Genomic DNA, 15,219 nt, shown 5'->3' with positions numbered 1-15,219 from the left:
CACATTGAATGGTCATTGTTTAATGTGTATTAAAAATGAATAAGTAGACTTACTTTAGCTCATATTAGATAAAGCTACCAGGCCTTAGAATTTTGAAAAGAATTAATCTAATTTTGCTGTTGTGATGATATCAAACAACCCAGGCCTGCATAATTGCCAATCATATATCGTATTTTAGCCAAATTCTCATTGGCTTTCTCAACCGTTAAGGCTTTCGTTAACCGTAAACGCGTATCTACTTTATAAACCCCAAAATCCATTGACGTAAACTCATTCAATAAATACGTTATTTACCAATACAAAATGAGGTAAAGATTCTACCCAGCAAATCATCTGAGGTGAATCGCCCGGTAATTTCCGACAAGGCTTCTTGAGCAAGGCGTAAGTCTTCTGCCAATAATTCGCCAGCAGCAAAGTTTTCTAATTGATGTTGACCATTTAGCGTCCAATCAAGAGCGGTTTGCAAGGCATCTAAATGGCGTTTTCTGGCCATAAATACCCCCTCTTCCGTTTGTGCATAACCCATCTCAGTCTTCAGGTGTTCTTGTAGCGCATCCAAACCCAACTTGTGTTTTGCTGATAACCAAATCACTGTTCTACCGGTTTGTTCTTCAACTTCAACCATTGGCTGGTGATTAATTAAATCAATTTTATTTCTAACCAAAGTGACAGGAATATGCTCGGGTAGCTTATCTAAAATAATTTGGTCTTCTGCATGAATGGCTTCGCCTGCTTGGAGCATAACCAAAACTCGATCCGCACTGTCTAAGGCTTGCCAAGCTCGTTCGATTCCAATTTGCTCTACTTGATCGGTTGCCACACGAACCCCAGCGGTATCTAAAATATGCAAAGGCATGCCATCGATATTAATCTCTTCTTTAACAATATCTCGAGTAGTACCGGCAATATCGGTCACAATTGCACTTTCTTTGCCCGACAACGCATTTAATAAACTCGATTTACCTGCATTTGGACGGCCTAAAATGACTACCGACATCCCTTCACGCAATAACGCACCTTGTTTGGCAGAAGCAAACACAGCATGTAAACGATCCAGAATATGCTGTAACTGACCTGCGACTTTACCGTCTGATAAAAAATCAATCTCTTCTTCCGGAAAATCAATTGCGGCTTCAACATAGATTCGTAACTGAGTCAGTTCTTCAACCAAGGTATTCACTTCACGAGAAAAATCACCTTGCAGTGAACGTAATGCAGATTTAGCGGCTTGGTCAGATGAGGCTTCAATTAAATCGGCTATGGCTTCAGCCTGGGCTAAATCGAGTTTATCGTTCATAAACGCTTGTTTTGAAAACTCGCCTGGCTCAGCCAGCCTTGCACCTAACTCTACTACACGTGCCAAAAGCCATTGCAAAACAACTGGGCCACCATGTCCTTGCAGCTCTAATACATCTTCACCCGTAAATGAATGAGGATTAGGAAAATACAAAGCAATACCTTGGTCTAAAACCGAACCATCTTCTGCATAAAATGCCCCGTAATGTGCATAGCGAGGTTTAGGTAATTTACCTAAAACCGCTTGGGCAATTTCAGCCGCCTTTTTACCAGATACACGCACAATACCTACGCCGCCTCGGCCAGGTGCTGTGGCTACAGCGGCAATGGTATCTATATTGTCAAATTCCATAATCTATCCAATCAAATGTGCAAATGTCTTAAATCATCAAAACAAAAAACGCCCAATAAAGGGCGTTTGAATGACTTGTTCAGTTTTCAGCTTTGGCTTTAAACTCAAGTTACGCCACAATGTTGTAGGTTGTGGTGTTTAAGTCCGTAATAAACTCTTTTTCAGAGTAAAGTGTGATGGTTTTATCAAGCTTTTTCTTAGAGGTAAAACTCATCTCTTCAGCTTCACCATTCACTTTAAATGATAAAACATAAAGTGGCTTAGTTTCCACATTAGCCGTTTCGTTAGAATCCGCGGTAACGGCTGGTGCCGTACCTTCTTCTAAAGGCATATAACCGTCTTTGGTTTTGTAACAAATTGGCTTAGTGCCATCTGCAACCAATGATTCTACTTTGCCATACATTGGGTGGTCTGTACCCAGTTTTTGATATGTTAAATGCATGCTAACCTCTCTATTTCTCTTCGCCAGCTTCAATTTTACGCGTGATATACCACTGCTGTGTAACCGAAAGAATGTTGTTTACTACCCAGTAAAGTACTAAACCAGCTGGGAAGAATAAGAAGAAAACGGTGAAGATAAATGGCAACAACTTCATTACTTTTTGTTGCATTTCATCCATCATTGCAGAAGGGTTCAATTTCTGCTGAATGAACATCGTAATACCCATAATTACAGGCAGGATGTAATAAGGATCTTGTGCCGATAAATCTTGAATCCATAACATAAACGGTGCTTGACGCATCTCTACCGAATATAAAAGTACCCAATAAAGTGCAATAAATACCGGCATCTGGATAAAGATAGGTAAACAACCACCAAGCGGGTTAATTTTCTCTTCTTTATAAAGCTTCATCATCTTCTGTTGGAAGACAGCTTTGTCATCACCATAGTTCTCTTTAAGCTGTTTTAGCTTAGGCTGGAATTTTTTCATTCTTGCCATAGAACGGTAACTGGTTTCTGATAATTTATAGAACAAGATTTTAATAAGTAGAGTTAACAAAATGATTGCTACACCCCAGTTACCAACTACACCGTGAATTTTTTCTAGTAACCAGAAAATAGGTTCGGCAATAAAGGTCAAAATACCATAGTCAATGGTTAACTCTAAACCTGGAGCAATTGCCGCCAATTTATCTTGAGACTCTGGCCCGATGTAAAGTTTTGAAGTCAATTCTTGCGACTGACCAGGAGCAACAGTTACTAATGGTTCAATCACACCCACTGCATAACGATCATTCCCTAATGGCTTAGCGTAATAGCTGTTTTGTGCCGTTTGGTTAGGAATGATTGCCGTTAAGAAATAGTGTTGGATCATTGCCGCCCAACCACCTGTGACATTACGTCCAGAAATGGCTTGAGTGTTTAGATCTGAGAATGAATGCTTAACATATTTGTCTTCAGCATTACCATCGTACAATACTGGTCCAGTATATGAGTGAATCATCATACTGGCATCAGCGTTAAATTGATTACGCACAATTTGAGAATATAAACTACCAGACCAAGTCTCTTGAGTGGTGTTTTCTACTTTATAACTGACACCGACTACATACTTACCTTTGGTAAATGTGTAGGTTTTCGTTACTTTAATACCGTCTTGAGACCAAGTTAATGGCACACTCAATGTATCACCACTCATCACATAATTAGTCTGAGCAGTTTGGTAAACGCTCTTGTGAGTAGGTGCCGGTAATTTAGCTTGCGGCTGAGTCGCTAAACCATTTTGAGTAAAGTAAATTAAAGACCCTGAATCAGACAATAACTGAAACGGTTTAGAGTGATCATCACTCGCACCATACTGTAAAAGATCAGCATCACGAATGTCACCACCCGCTGTGTCTATAACTAAATCTAAAGTATCGGTTTTAACATGAATTCGCTGGCCTTGAGCAATACCGTTTTGAGTAACAGGTACTTCACTGTTTTGCACGCCACCCGTATGAGCACCAGGTACATCAGATGCCGACTGGCCTGCCGAAGGAACCGCATTCATGCTTGCAACAGGTACTTCTTGAGCAGTACTGGTTTCTAAAGTTTGCTGAGTTTTATGGGCTGTAAACTGGCTCCATTGAAGCCAAATCCAAGTTAACGTAAAGGCTAACGCTAACCACCAAATTGATCTCATATTCATGTGTGATACTCTTTGTGAATCTCTAATTAGAATCCCATTATTGGGTTATTCTGAAGGACGATTTTTTAAGTTACTTTTTTTAATTTTTCGAATTAGGTGCAAAAAGCTATTATGCAGAGTCTGGTTATCAATCTCTTGCATGCCTTTTTTTCCTAAAACGACAATATCATACCCACTTAACTCTTTCTTATGTGAGCGAAATGCCTCTCTTGCAATTCTTTTTACTCGATTTCGCCAAACTGCACGCTGTAACTGTTTTTTTGCAATCGCTAATCCAAGGCGCGGATAGCTTTCATCATTGGGTCGAACAATAAATGTCCAATTACGATTGCCAAAGCGTTCTGCTTGAGAAAATACATGAGAATAAGATTTGGGAGATAACAATCGATTAGACTTAGGGAAGTCATTTTTCGCTTGTTTAGAAGAGGTGGGGGTCTCTGGAGAAGTTGATAACTCTTGATTAGAATTCATTACTTTCTCCAGAAGATTTTCTGCGTGCATGGGAAGGCTCCCGACACTCAATCGCTTAAGGTGTTAAGCGTTTGCGTCCTTTTGCACGACGAGCCGCGATTACTTTACGACCATTTTTAGTCGCCATACGAGCACGGAAACCGTGAGTACGAGCACGCTTGATTACGCTTGGTTGAAATGTACGTTTCATGTCACTGTCCTTAAAATTCTATTCCGGATTCGGAAAAACGGGAATTATATAGAGTTATCAACAAGAAAACAACAATTCTACAAAATAAATATCATTCTAAATCAAGATAATAAACATAAATATCAATCAGCTTGTGTTTAAAATCTATTTAACTACAACCAGTTGTGCTTAAACCATTAAAAAATAAGTTACCAGGCCTGGTATTTTTATATTTATTCTAACTATTTTTAGTACCTAGCCAGCAATATTCAATGTGCCATAGGTCACAACAATATATCGTCCCAGTTTGCCAATAGTCACTAACAATATAAATAACCAGAGATTAATTCTCAGAACTCCTGCTATTACGGTTAAAGGGTCTCCAATGATGGGTACCCATGCTAGTAATAAACTGAATTTTCCCCATTTTTCAAAACGTTCTCTAGACCGCTCAAAATTTTGTGGCTTAATTTTTAAGACACGCTCAATAACAAAAACACTGCCAAAATAACCAATAACATAATTGACTACCGAACCCATTACATTACCGATTGTTGCCACCGTGACCACTAGAACTGGATTAAAGCCATTTAGCAAAAGACCCACCAATACAACTTCAGAACCAATGGGTAAAATGGTTGCTGCTAAAAACGCAACCATAAAAAGTCCTAAGTAACCAAACTCTAAAAAATATTCCATTTATCTCATTACAATCTTTTATAAACCAATTGATACAGTATATTCAAACTTCATGATTACTCAAAAATTCACATAACTCATTAGACATAAAATAGAATAAATAAAGGCCTACCAGGCCTGGTAAAAATTCAAATTCAATTTAACACTCAATAAACACAAATCTAAACTAAGGCCAAATTGCTATGCTTGATGTCAATATACTTATTGAAATAACCACCTATTTGGTAACAGGAGCAATTGTAGGTTTTGCGGCGGGTTTATTAGGCATAGGCGGTGGCTTACTGATTGTGCCGGTATTAAGTACGGCTTTTATCTATTTTTTAAATGTGCCTGAGGTTGTTCATTTAGCCATAGGTACTTCACTGGCAACCATTGTGGTTACCTCTTTCTCTTCTGTAAAAGCACATCATGGTCATGGTGCCGTTCAATGGGATGCTTTTAAACTATTAGCCGCAGGTACTTTATTTGGTGCCTTTTTAGGCGGCTGGAGTTCTCAATTTGTGAGCTCTGATCTTTTAGGTAAAATCTTTGGGATTTTAGAGATACTAATTGCCATCAATATGTTGTTGGCACTAAAAACTAGCCCAACTAGACAATTACCAGGCCTGGTAGGAAATACGGTTGCAGGTACTGCCATTGGTGGATTTTCGTCATTAATAGGTATAGGCGGTGGTACCTTAACCACGCCATATTTAACTTGGAACAATATCTCTATGCACAAGGCGATTGCAACCTCTACCGCCGTTAGCCTACCGGTTGCCATTGCTGGCACCATTGGTTATCTTTTTGCCGGGTTAGATGCTGAGAATTTACCCGCTTATGCTACTGGCTATATCTATTGGCCAGCCTTTTTTGGTATTGTTTTAGCAAGCTACTTTACTGCACCTATTGGGGCTAAATTTTCGCACCAACTTCCTGTCAAACTACTCAAACGCATGTTTGGCGTTTTCTTAATAATTTTAGCAATTAAAATGCTATTTTTTACGCCAAGTGTATAACCGTAAAAAAAGTTTTTATTACATAGAGTTAACCTACTACTAATTCAAGTTATCCACATGGTTTATACCCAGAGTTATCCACAGAAAAAAACCTTGTTTTAAAGTTATTCACAGGTATACTAATTTTATTGAAAAGATTACGAATAATTTTGCAAGGTTTAATGTAAAGAATTACCTCTTTAACACCTTATCTTGCCATTATCGCTTTGCCGTTTTATATAGTAAAACAATAATAAAAATCTTGAAACGGGCTCTAAAAAATAATCAAAAAATACTAAACAACCCTATTTAACCGCGTTTACCTGCAGAGCAAAGTCGTTTCTAGGTAAAAAACGGTGTTTTGAAGGTTTTGTAACAAAGCTCTGTGCTGATTACAAAATTTTCATTAGATACTTTTGAGGATACAACTTTGTCATCACTTTGGACCCAAAGTCTTAAACACTTAGAAAACGACCTAAATGATCAGCAATTTCACACCTGGATTCGTCCATTACAAGCTATTGAAGAAGAGTCCGTTATTCGTTTATTAGCACCCTCTACCTTTATTTTGGATTGGGTCAACAAAAAACTAATGGACAACATTCGCCAAGCGGTTGCAATTGCAGCTCCAACCAATACACCTGAAGTACATCTAGAAATTGGCGATTATGCTCTTGAAACTATTGAAGAACCTGAGCCAACCGTTCCGCAAGCTTTACAAAATAAAGCAAAAGCTGATAGCAAACCAGATCAAGATACTGCCAAATCAACAACCAATAAAACGGGCATTAAGCACAACCTAAACACCAGTTTTACCTTTGAAACCTTTGTTGAAGGTAAAGCTAACCAGTTGGCAGCAGCAGCAGCTCGCCAAGTAGCAGAGAACCCTGGTGGTAGCTACAATCCTTTCTTTATCTATGGTGGTGTGGGGTTAGGTAAAACTCACTTAATGCATGCTATCGGTAATCAGTTAATGAAAGACAAGCCTAATGCACGAGTGGTTTATTTGCATTCAGAACGTTTTGTTGCCGACATGGTTAACGCACTGCGTCATAATAAAATTGACGAATTTAAACGTTTCTACCGCTCTTTAGATGCTTTATTAATCGATGATATTCAATTTTTTGCCAATAAAGATCAATCTCAAGAAGAGTTTTTTCATACCTTTAATACTTTATTAGAGGGCAATAAACAGGTTATCTTGACCAGTGACCGCTTTCCAAAAGAAGTAGATGGTTTAGAAGACCGTCTTAAATCTCGTTTTGGCTGGGGCTTAACCATTGCGGTTGAACCACCAGAATTTGAAATGCGAGTCGCCATCTTATTAAAGAAAGCCTCAGAATTTGGCGTAGCTTTACCTGATGAAGTGGCATTCTTTATTGCTAAACGTTTACGTGGTAATGTGCGTGATTTAGAGGGTGCATTAAAACGTGTTGGTGCCTATTCTCAATTTACCCAACAAGCATTAACGGTTGATGTGGTTAAAGAAGCCCTGAAAGATTTGTTGGCATTACAACAAAAAATGGTTACTCTTGATAACATTCAAAAAACGGTCGCTGATTATTATAAAATCCGTGTAGCAGATATTTTGTCAAAACGTCGTTCTCGAAATGTAGCTCGTCCAAGACAAATAGCCATGGGAATTGCAAAAGAGCTTACCAATCACAGCTTGCCAGAAATTGGCGATGCCTTTGGTGGCAGAGACCATACAACAGTATTACATGCGGTTCGCAAAGTGAAAGAATTGCGTGAAACAGATCATCATATTGATGAAGATTTTAATAGTTTAATTCGTATCATTACCAACTAGGACTCAAAAAGGCACTTGGCATGAAAATCACTTTAACTCGTGAAAATCTTTTAAAAGTTTTGCAAACCGTAGGCGGTGTCGTTGAAAAGCGTCAGACCATGCCTATTTTAGGCAATGTTTTATTTCAAGTTTCAGAAAACACCTTGACTGTTACCGCATCCGATTTAGAGATTGAAACTCGTGCTCAAACTGAGCTTGAATCTTCTGAAGTCAGTCAGTTTGCCATTACTCTGCCAGCAATGAAGCTGATTAATATTGTGCGTTCTTTACCTGATGGGCTCACCATTGTTTTAGACTTTGATGAATCTCGTTGTAACTTATCTGCTGGTCGTTCACGTTTTAAACTTTCTACTTTGCCGGCTGAAGACTTCCCAACTATTGACTTAACTCAAGCCGATATGTCTTTTTCGCTGTCTCAGCACCAGTTAAAGCAGTTAATTCAACACTCAAGCTTTGCCATGGCAAGCCAAGATGTTCGCTTTTACTTAAACGGTATGCTATTTGATATTAGTAACCAAACGTTACGTGTTGTTGCCACAGATGGTCACCGTTTATCAACCTGTTCAACCGAATTAGCGATTGACGGTTTAACGCCAACTCAAGCTATTTTGCCAAGAAAAGGCGTGTTAGAACTGTCTAAATTAATTGGTGATGACGATGCATTAATTGAGTTTGCATTGGCTAAAAACTATTTAACTGTTCAGTTTGAAGAGACCGTGTTTACTTGTAAATTGGTTGATGGTCGTTTCCCAGATTTCCGCCGAGTGATTCCACAACATAATGATCAATTAGTGCAAACTGATCGTGAGTTATTACGTAGCCTATTACAACGTGCTTCAATTTTGTCTAATGACAAATTTAAAGGGATTCGTTTAGTGTTAAGCAATAACCTACTTGCGGTAAATGCTTCTAATAGTGAACAAGATGAATCACATGAAGACATGGCGATTGACTACACGGGTACCGAGATGGAAGTTGGTTTTAACGTTAACTATATTTTAGATGTACTTAACTCAATGCATGAAGATTGTGTCACTTTGTTAATGAAAGATGCCAATAGCAGTTGTTTGATTGAAACCACAACTGACGCATGTCATTGTCAGCATGTAATTATGCCAATGCGCCTCTAGAAGCGGATTATTTTGCCCATAGCGTAGGCCATTTCTTCGTTAGAAACGTTCATGTACTCATTGTACATTCACTTTTTCTGCCTTGAACTGACCTTCGCTCTGAACAAACTAATCTCGTTCTAGCCTCCAAACTAATTCTTGCAAATTCTTAACTATTTACTGACCACACACCTTATCAAGATTTTCTTTTTAGACTTGTTCAATTAAATTGTATTAGACTTTAGTTTTGCCTACACTCATGCAGATATTTTATGAATAAAGCTCGTCTTGTCAGAATCGCAACTTATGCTTCTGTAGTGATTGCTAGTTTGCTTTTACTACTAAAATTTTATGCTTGGTGGTACACAAGTTCAGTCAGTATATTAGCTTCACTTCTTGATTCTGCAATTGATATTGCCGCCTCAATCATGATCGTAATTGCAGTACAAATTGCCCAAACTCCCGCAGATAGAGAACATCGCTTTGGTCATGGTAATGCAGAACCTTTGGCGGCTCTTGCTCAAAGTATATTTATTGCCGGCTCTGCAATTTATTTAATTATCTTCTCCATAGAACGCTTTATTTACCCACACGCCATTACCTCGCCTGACCTAGGTTTAATCGTAATGATTATCTCTTTACTGGTCACTTTAGGGCTATTGAGTTTTCAGCGTTATGTGATCCAAAAAACCCAATCTACAGCTATAAAGTCGGATTCATTGCATTATCTATCTGATGTGCTTGCTAACATATTGGTCATTATTAGCTTATGGTTAAGTGCTATAGAATGGTTAGATCCGCTACTTGGACTTGGAATTGCCGCATGGATTTTCTATTCTGCAATCCAAATCGCCATAGAAGCGGGAAATCAATTACTGGATCATGAACTACCAAAACCAATGCGTGAAGAGATAAAACAAATCACCTTAACCACCTCTCATGTTAGAGGCATGAATGACTTACGTAGCTACCAGTCTGGTCCAAATAAATTTGTGCAGTTTGATCTAGAGTTAGATGACAACCTTACACTTTTAGAAAGCCATAAAATCACAGAAAATGTGACACAACGCCTTAAAGCAAAATTTGCAGATCTTGATGTTATGATTCATCAAGAACCTGCAAGTTTAAAAAATGACCCTTCTCACCATAAATGGGGTAAACATTAAGGTGACCCAACTTGCTCAAATCTCCATTCAACATTTTCGTAACTGTGAAGCGGCTCACTTTGAGCTGAGCTCTGGGTTAAATTTGATAATTGGAAATAATGCCGCCGGTAAAACGGCAATTATTGAAGCCATTTGGTTATTAGCTACTGGGCGTTCTTTTCGTTCACAGAAATCGCATCACCTTATTCAGCACAATCAAACTTCGGCCACCATCTTTTGTGAAGCGGTCTCAAGCCATGACTTAACCCAAAAACACAAAATTGGTATTCAAAAAACAACGGACAACACCTTACTTAGAATTGATGGCGAAACCGTAAAATCGCATGGTCCAATTGCTAAACTGCTGCCTATTCAATTACTCACTCCAGAAAGCCACAAATTGCTAGAAGAAGGGCCTAAAGCACGTCGTCAATTTATGGATTGGGGTTGTTTTCATCAGTCAGAAACTTTTATGCCATTATGGCGAAATTATCAACGTGGTTTAAAGCAGCGTAATCATGCTCTTAAAAAACACCTGCCAAAAGAACAGGTTCAACTTTGGGATCAAACGCTAGTAGAAAACGCTCAACAAATCGATGTAATTCGCCAAGACTACCTAGATCAGTTAACACCCTACTTGATCACCTTTTGCCAAGCCTTAATGCCTGAAATTGAAACCGATGTGGTGTGTCAATACAGAGCGGGTTGGCCTAAGAGCAATGATGATTTGTTGGCACTTTACCAAAGTAACTTTTCCAAAGATATGCAAGTAGGTCATACCCAATATGGTGCTCATCGTGCGGATATTCGATTTAAATTTAACAACCAAGAAGCGATGAATATTTTATCTCGTGGCCAACAAAAGCTGTTTGTATGCGCCTTATTGCTGGCGCAAGCAAGCCTGCATGAAAAAATAGTGAATGAACCCGTAATTATGTTGATTGATGACCTACCGGCAGAGTTAGACGAGATACACAGAACCAAGCTACTTGAATTGCTGCAAATCTTAAATATACAGCACATCATTACCACCACATCTGAAAACCTAATTCCCATTCTTAATTCTGAGAATTACCAGGCCTGGTCTATTGATAATGGTCTCATACAATCTAAATAACGCCAGCCAAAACAGATTTTAAATGTACCGAAACCCGCAAGGATGGTATGAAGGCTTGGTAATTAATTTTATTACTATAAAAAACAATTATTTTGATAAGGAAATTATCTTCTTTTGTTAGAATTATCTAGATTTAAAAAAATAAAAATAATCAGAAAAGGATATTTATGTCAGACCAAGTTGAAAACACTCAACAAGAAAAGTCTATAGCGACACCAACAACGGAAATTAGCACTACCATTCCAACTATCGTTTATGTTTTATATCTAGTTAGTTTCATTATAGGAATAACATCCATCGTTGGACTCATCATGGCTTATGTCAATAAAGGCGATGGTAACTACCTAGACTCCCATTATCAGTTCCAAATTCGTACTTTTTGGATTGGTTTGCTTTATAGCGTTATTGGCGTGTTATTACTTTCTATTTCAATTGGGATTCTGGTATTAATATTCACCGCAATATGGCTCATTGTTCGCTGTGTGGTAGGCTTTAAATATCTTGGTAAAAAAGAACCTATTCCAAATCCAACAAGCTGGATGTTCGGTTAATTATCAATTTAATATTTAATTGATGACTAACTAAAATAAAGGCCGCATCAGCGGCCTTATTTTTCCATTCAAATCAGTTTAGGTCACTTTTACTTGTTTTCCAGTTTTGATTTTTTCGAGTTTTGGCAAGGTAACTTCTAACACGCCATCCTCACAACTCGCTTTTACATTTTCACTATCAATCCCACCTGGAAGAATAAAGCTTCTTTCAAACTTTCCATAACTACTTTCTATTCTTTGATAATCGTCTTTTTTTACCTCTTTTTTCTCTTTTCTTTCCCCAGAGATAAATAAACGATTATCTTTAACCTCAACCTTAATATCTTTTTTCTTTACACCCGGTAAATCCACTTCAACATGATATGCGTAGTCACCTTCTCTGCTATTTACTGACGGTGTAAAATCAACCAAACTTGATTCCAATTCCGATGCTTTGGGAAACAACTTATTAAAACGTTCTTCCATTTCCTTTAATTCTTTAAATGGTTCCCATCTACTAAGTGATATGCTCATAACAAACTCCTTAATTTTAAGAATTAAAAATGCTGTGTTGCAAAGCAATTGTGTTACAACTGCTTAATTCTAACTCAAAATTTTATCAACCGATACCACACGCGATATAAACCCACATATCCTATTGATATATATCAACTTATTACTGTAATTCAGGCAATATTAAATTGATTTAAATTGAATCAATAAGGGTATTAAATTATCTGCAATATTAAGAGCCATAATTAAAAATAAAAACACCCAAAATTTTTACCTGTAACTACTTGATTATAAAGGAAAATATAGCAAGCACTAAGACCATGCATTTAATAAAGCTTTATGGTAAAATTGACCAAATATTTTGATTATAAAAATAACCCGAGATTTTGAGTTGAAATAGACCCAAAACCTCCATAAAAGAAATCGAGTTTTATGTCTGAAGAAACGCAATACGATTCCTCCTCCATCAAGGTATTAAAAGGCCTTGATGCAGTCCGTAAACGTCCTGGTATGTACATTGGTGACACCGATGATGGTACTGGTCTCCACCACATGGTTTTTGAAGTTGTTGATAATGGTATCGATGAAGCCTTAGCTGGTCACTGTGACAAAGTTGTTGTCACTATCCACACGGATGGTTCCGTCTCCGTTACCGATAACGGTCGTGGTATCCCTGTTGGTATACATGAAGAAGAAGGTGTATCGGCAGCTGAAGTTATTATGACGGTACTTCATGCTGGTGGTAAGTTTGATGATAACTCCTACAAAGTCTCTGGTGGTCTACACGGGGTAGGTGTTTCGGTTGTAAACGCTTTATCATCTAAACTGGATTTAACTATCAAGCGTGAAGGTCATATTTGGAAGCAATCTTACACCCACGGTGTACCAGATGCTCCTATGGAATCGGTTGGCGAAACCACAGAAACGGGAACCGAAATCCGCTTTTTACCAAGTAAAGAGACATTTACCAATGTCACTGATTTTAATTTTGATTACTTGTTAAAGCGATTAAGAGAGCTTTCTTTCTTAAACTCTGGTGTTCACATTGAATTAATTGATAAACGTGATGACCGCCATGAGGTGTTTCAATTTGAAGGCGGTATCAAGGCCTTTGTTGACTACATCAATACTAATAAAACCCTGATTCATGAAAAAGCTTTCTATTTCTCTACCGTAAAAGACGACATTACTGTTGAAGTAGCAATGCAGTGGTCAGAATCTTACCAAGAATCGATTTTTTGTTTTACCAACAATATTCCTCAGCGTGATGGTGGTACCCACTTATCTGGTTTTAGAGCGGCGTTAACACGTACTTTAAATAGTTATGCTGAATCTGAAGGCTTAACCAAAAAATATAAAATGAACGTTTCTGGTGATGATGCTCGTGAAGGTTTGGCAGCGGTTATCTCGGTTAAAGTGCCTGATCCAAAATTCTCATCACAGACTAAAGATAAATTAGTTTCTTCAGAAGTGAAATCTGCTGTTGAAACAGCAATGAATGAAAAATTAGCAGAGTTCTTACTTGAAAACCCTAAAGATGCTTTAGCCGTTTTCTCAAAAATCATGGATGCCGCTCGTGCCCGTGAAGCGGCTCGTAAAGCTCGCGAAATGACTCGCCGTAAAGGGGCTTTAGATATTGCTGGTTTACCTGGTAAACTGGCTGACTGCCAAGAAAAAGACCCTGCTCTTTCAGAACTATACTTGGTGGAGGGTGACTCCGCTGGTGGATCGGCTAAACAAGGCCGAGACCGTCGAACTCAAGCGATTTTGCCTCTTAAAGGTAAAATCCTTAACGTTGAAAAAGCCCGTTTTGACAAAATGCTGGCTTCAGCAGAAGTTGGGACCTTAATCACGGCTTTAGGCTGTGGCATTGGTGCCGATGAGTACAATATCGATAAACTACGTTATCACCGTATTATTATCATGACGGATGCCGACGTGGATGGTTCACACATTCGTACTTTACTGTTAACGTTCTTCTACCGCCAGTATCCAGAATTGGTCGAGAAAGGCTATATCTACATTGCTCAGCCACCTTTATATAAAGTGAAAAAAGGTAAGCAAGAAACTTATCTAAAAGATGACAGAGAGCTTGAAAGCTACTTATTACAGAATGCCATTGATGGCTCCTCTTTATTTACCGCTCAAGGTGCTCCTGCCATTAGTGGCGTAGCGTTAGAAACCTTATCTAAAGAGTACTTTAAAACGAAACATGTTATAGACCGTTTAGCTCGTCGTTATAACCCCGTTTTCTTAAATATGTTGGTGGATTATCCAGAAATCAACCTAGATACTTTAAATGACTCAAGTGCTTTAGAAGCCTGGATTAACGAACTTCTTCCACATATTAAAGCCAGTGGTGAACTGAATAAAGTTGATTACCAACTAAGCAGTGAACCTGCCACAGATATGGAAAGCAAAGGTAAGTTCCAAATTCGTTTACATCAACGTGAACACGGAACCTTAAGCACACAGATATTTGATGCTGAATTCTTTACTTCTAAAGATTACGCACAAATTGTAGAGCTTGGTAAAGCCTTACAAGGCCTGTTAACTAATACCGCTTATATTCAACGTGGTGAAAAAACACAATCAGTTGCTACTTTCAATGAAGCCGTTGATTGGTTATTTAATGAAGCCAAACGTGGTCAGAATATTCAGCGATACAAAGGTTTGGGGGAGATGAACCCAGAACAACTTTGGGAAACGACCATGAATGCAGAGGCCCGCCGTCTCTTACAAGTTACTGTACGTGATGCCATGATTGCTGACCAAGTCTTTACTACCTTAATGGGGGATGAAGTTGAACCACGTCGTGATTTCATTGAGTCAAATGCATTACAAGTAGAAAACTTAGACGTGTAAAAAGCTCTTTTAAGGCAAAACCTTAGAAACCAAA

Annotated in this window: 15 protein-coding genes; 7 read left to right on the top strand and 8 right to left on the bottom strand. The window is 38.3% G+C overall.

The genetic code is table 11. From position 1 onward, the window contains the following. Positions 1 to 107: 107 nt before the first annotated feature. The 7 genes from ACORJQ_RS01800 to ACORJQ_RS01770 all read right to left on the bottom strand — a co-directional run bounded on the left by ACORJQ_RS01800 (position 108) and on the right by ACORJQ_RS01770 (position 5,119). Complete coding sequence (locus ACORJQ_RS01800) at positions 108 to 260, bottom strand: hypothetical protein (RefSeq protein ID WP_321325485.1); 153 nt, start codon at positions 258 to 260, stop codon at positions 108 to 110. Between the two features lie 26 nt (positions 261 to 286). After that, positions 287 to 1,648: a tRNA uridine-5-carboxymethylaminomethyl(34) synthesis GTPase MnmE gene (gene mnmE, locus ACORJQ_RS01795; RefSeq protein ID WP_321325483.1), complete on the bottom strand. Its 1,362-nt coding sequence runs from the start codon at positions 1,646 to 1,648 to the stop codon at positions 287 to 289. 109 nt (positions 1,649 to 1,757) lie between these two features. Further along, positions 1,758 to 2,090, bottom strand: a complete 333-nt coding sequence (locus ACORJQ_RS01790) for a hypothetical protein (RefSeq protein WP_321325481.1) — start codon at positions 2,088 to 2,090, stop codon at positions 1,758 to 1,760. A gap of 10 nt (positions 2,091 to 2,100) precedes the next feature. Further along, positions 2,101 to 3,780: a membrane protein insertase YidC gene (yidC, locus tag ACORJQ_RS01785; protein ID WP_321325479.1), complete on the bottom strand. Its 1,680-nt coding sequence runs from the start codon at positions 3,778 to 3,780 to the stop codon at positions 2,101 to 2,103. Positions 3,781 to 3,825: 45 nt separating this feature from the next. Continuing rightward, entirely contained in the window at positions 3,826 to 4,251 is a 426-nt protein-coding gene (gene rnpA / locus ACORJQ_RS01780) for a ribonuclease P protein component (protein WP_321325477.1), read from the bottom strand. A 55-nt stretch (positions 4,252 to 4,306) separates the two neighbouring features. Then, entirely contained in the window at positions 4,307 to 4,441 is a 135-nt protein-coding gene (gene rpmH, locus ACORJQ_RS01775) for a 50S ribosomal protein L34 (protein WP_040727210.1), read from the bottom strand. A gap of 234 nt (positions 4,442 to 4,675) precedes the next feature. Next, complete coding sequence (locus tag ACORJQ_RS01770) at positions 4,676 to 5,119, bottom strand: YqaA family protein (RefSeq protein WP_321325474.1); 444 nt, start codon at positions 5,117 to 5,119, stop codon at positions 4,676 to 4,678. A gap of 182 nt (positions 5,120 to 5,301) precedes the next feature. Here ACORJQ_RS01770 and ACORJQ_RS01765 point away from each other — a divergent pair, with 182 nt between their 5' ends. From ACORJQ_RS01765 to ACORJQ_RS01740, 6 genes are all read left to right on the top strand, one after another. Next, positions 5,302 to 6,117, top strand: coding sequence for a sulfite exporter TauE/SafE family protein (locus ACORJQ_RS01765; RefSeq protein WP_321325472.1), 816 nt, complete (start codon positions 5,302 to 5,304; stop codon positions 6,115 to 6,117). 409 nt (positions 6,118 to 6,526) lie between these two features. Beyond that, positions 6,527 to 7,906, top strand: coding sequence for a chromosomal replication initiator protein DnaA (dnaA, locus tag ACORJQ_RS01760; protein ID WP_321325471.1), 1,380 nt, complete (start codon positions 6,527 to 6,529; stop codon positions 7,904 to 7,906). A 20-nt stretch (positions 7,907 to 7,926) separates the two neighbouring features. Beyond that, positions 7,927 to 9,036 carry a DNA polymerase III subunit beta gene (gene dnaN, locus ACORJQ_RS01755; protein WP_321325469.1) on the top strand — a complete coding sequence of 370 codons (1,110 nt, stop codon included), beginning with the start codon at positions 7,927 to 7,929 and terminating at the stop codon, positions 9,034 to 9,036. Between the two features lie 251 nt (positions 9,037 to 9,287). After that, on the top strand, positions 9,288 to 10,181 hold the full coding sequence (locus ACORJQ_RS01750; protein ID WP_321325467.1) for a cation diffusion facilitator family transporter: 894 nt from the start codon (positions 9,288 to 9,290) through the stop codon (positions 10,179 to 10,181). Then, the gene (gene recF / locus ACORJQ_RS01745) at positions 10,147 to 11,277 is read left to right on the top strand and encodes a DNA replication/repair protein RecF (RefSeq protein WP_321325466.1); all 1,131 of its coding nucleotides are present in this window, start codon (positions 10,147 to 10,149) and stop codon (positions 11,275 to 11,277) included. The genes ACORJQ_RS01750 and recF overlap by 35 nt, the downstream gene beginning before the upstream one ends. Positions 11,278 to 11,444: 167 nt before the next feature. Beyond that, the gene (locus ACORJQ_RS01740; RefSeq protein WP_321325465.1) at positions 11,445 to 11,828 is read left to right on the top strand and encodes a DUF4870 family protein; all 384 of its coding nucleotides are present in this window, start codon (positions 11,445 to 11,447) and stop codon (positions 11,826 to 11,828) included. Between the two features lie 78 nt (positions 11,829 to 11,906). Here the strand turns inward: ACORJQ_RS01740 and ACORJQ_RS01735 are convergent, their stop codons facing one another. Continuing rightward, a complete protein-coding gene (locus ACORJQ_RS01735) occupies positions 11,907 to 12,341 on the bottom strand; it encodes an Hsp20/alpha crystallin family protein (protein WP_321325463.1) in 435 nt (144 codons plus the stop codon). 411 nt (positions 12,342 to 12,752) lie between these two features. Between ACORJQ_RS01735 and gyrB the strand changes: the two genes are divergently transcribed. Then, a complete protein-coding gene (gene gyrB, locus ACORJQ_RS01730) occupies positions 12,753 to 15,185 on the top strand; it encodes a DNA topoisomerase (ATP-hydrolyzing) subunit B (protein ID WP_321325462.1) in 2,433 nt (810 codons plus the stop codon). The last annotated feature ends 34 nt before the right edge of the window (positions 15,186 to 15,219 follow it).

Source organism: Thiomicrorhabdus sp., assembly GCF_963662555.1.
Classification (GTDB): Bacteria; Pseudomonadota; Gammaproteobacteria; order Thiomicrospirales; family Thiomicrospiraceae; genus Thiomicrorhabdus.
The sequence above is the reverse complement of the archived record's forward strand: the minus strand, read 5'-3'. Positions and strand labels throughout refer to the sequence as shown.

Excerpts from the sequence above, each read along its gene's own strand:
- ACORJQ_RS01790 (WP_321325481.1), bottom strand. The coding sequence starts at position 2,090 with ATGCATTTAACATATCAAAAACTGGGTACAGACCACCCAATGTATGGC.
- ACORJQ_RS01740 (WP_321325465.1), top strand. The coding sequence starts at position 11,445 with ATGTCAGACCAAGTTGAAAACACTCAACAAGAAAAGTCTATAGCGACA.
- mnmE (WP_321325483.1), bottom strand. The coding sequence starts at position 1,648 with ATGGAATTTGACAATATAGATACCATTGCCGCTGTAGCCACAGCACCT.
- ACORJQ_RS01770 (WP_321325474.1), bottom strand. The coding sequence starts at position 5,119 with ATGGAATATTTTTTAGAGTTTGGTTACTTAGGACTTTTTATGGTTGCG.
- ACORJQ_RS01750 (WP_321325467.1), top strand. The coding sequence starts at position 9,288 with ATGAATAAAGCTCGTCTTGTCAGAATCGCAACTTATGCTTCTGTAGTG.
- dnaN (WP_321325469.1), top strand. The coding sequence starts at position 7,927 with ATGAAAATCACTTTAACTCGTGAAAATCTTTTAAAAGTTTTGCAAACC.
- rpmH (WP_040727210.1), bottom strand. The coding sequence starts at position 4,441 with ATGAAACGTACATTTCAACCAAGCGTAATCAAGCGTGCTCGTACTCAC.
- recF (WP_321325466.1), top strand. The coding sequence starts at position 10,147 with ATGACCCTTCTCACCATAAATGGGGTAAACATTAAGGTGACCCAACTT.
- ACORJQ_RS01765 (WP_321325472.1), top strand. The coding sequence starts at position 5,302 with ATGCTTGATGTCAATATACTTATTGAAATAACCACCTATTTGGTAACA.
- gyrB (WP_321325462.1), top strand. The coding sequence starts at position 12,753 with ATGTCTGAAGAAACGCAATACGATTCCTCCTCCATCAAGGTATTAAAA.
- rnpA (WP_321325477.1), bottom strand. The coding sequence starts at position 4,251 with ATGAATTCTAATCAAGAGTTATCAACTTCTCCAGAGACCCCCACCTCT.
- ACORJQ_RS01735 (WP_321325463.1), bottom strand. The coding sequence starts at position 12,341 with ATGAGCATATCACTTAGTAGATGGGAACCATTTAAAGAATTAAAGGAA.
- yidC (WP_321325479.1), bottom strand. The coding sequence starts at position 3,780 with ATGAATATGAGATCAATTTGGTGGTTAGCGTTAGCCTTTACGTTAACT.
- ACORJQ_RS01800 (WP_321325485.1), bottom strand. The coding sequence starts at position 260 with ATGGATTTTGGGGTTTATAAAGTAGATACGCGTTTACGGTTAACGAAA.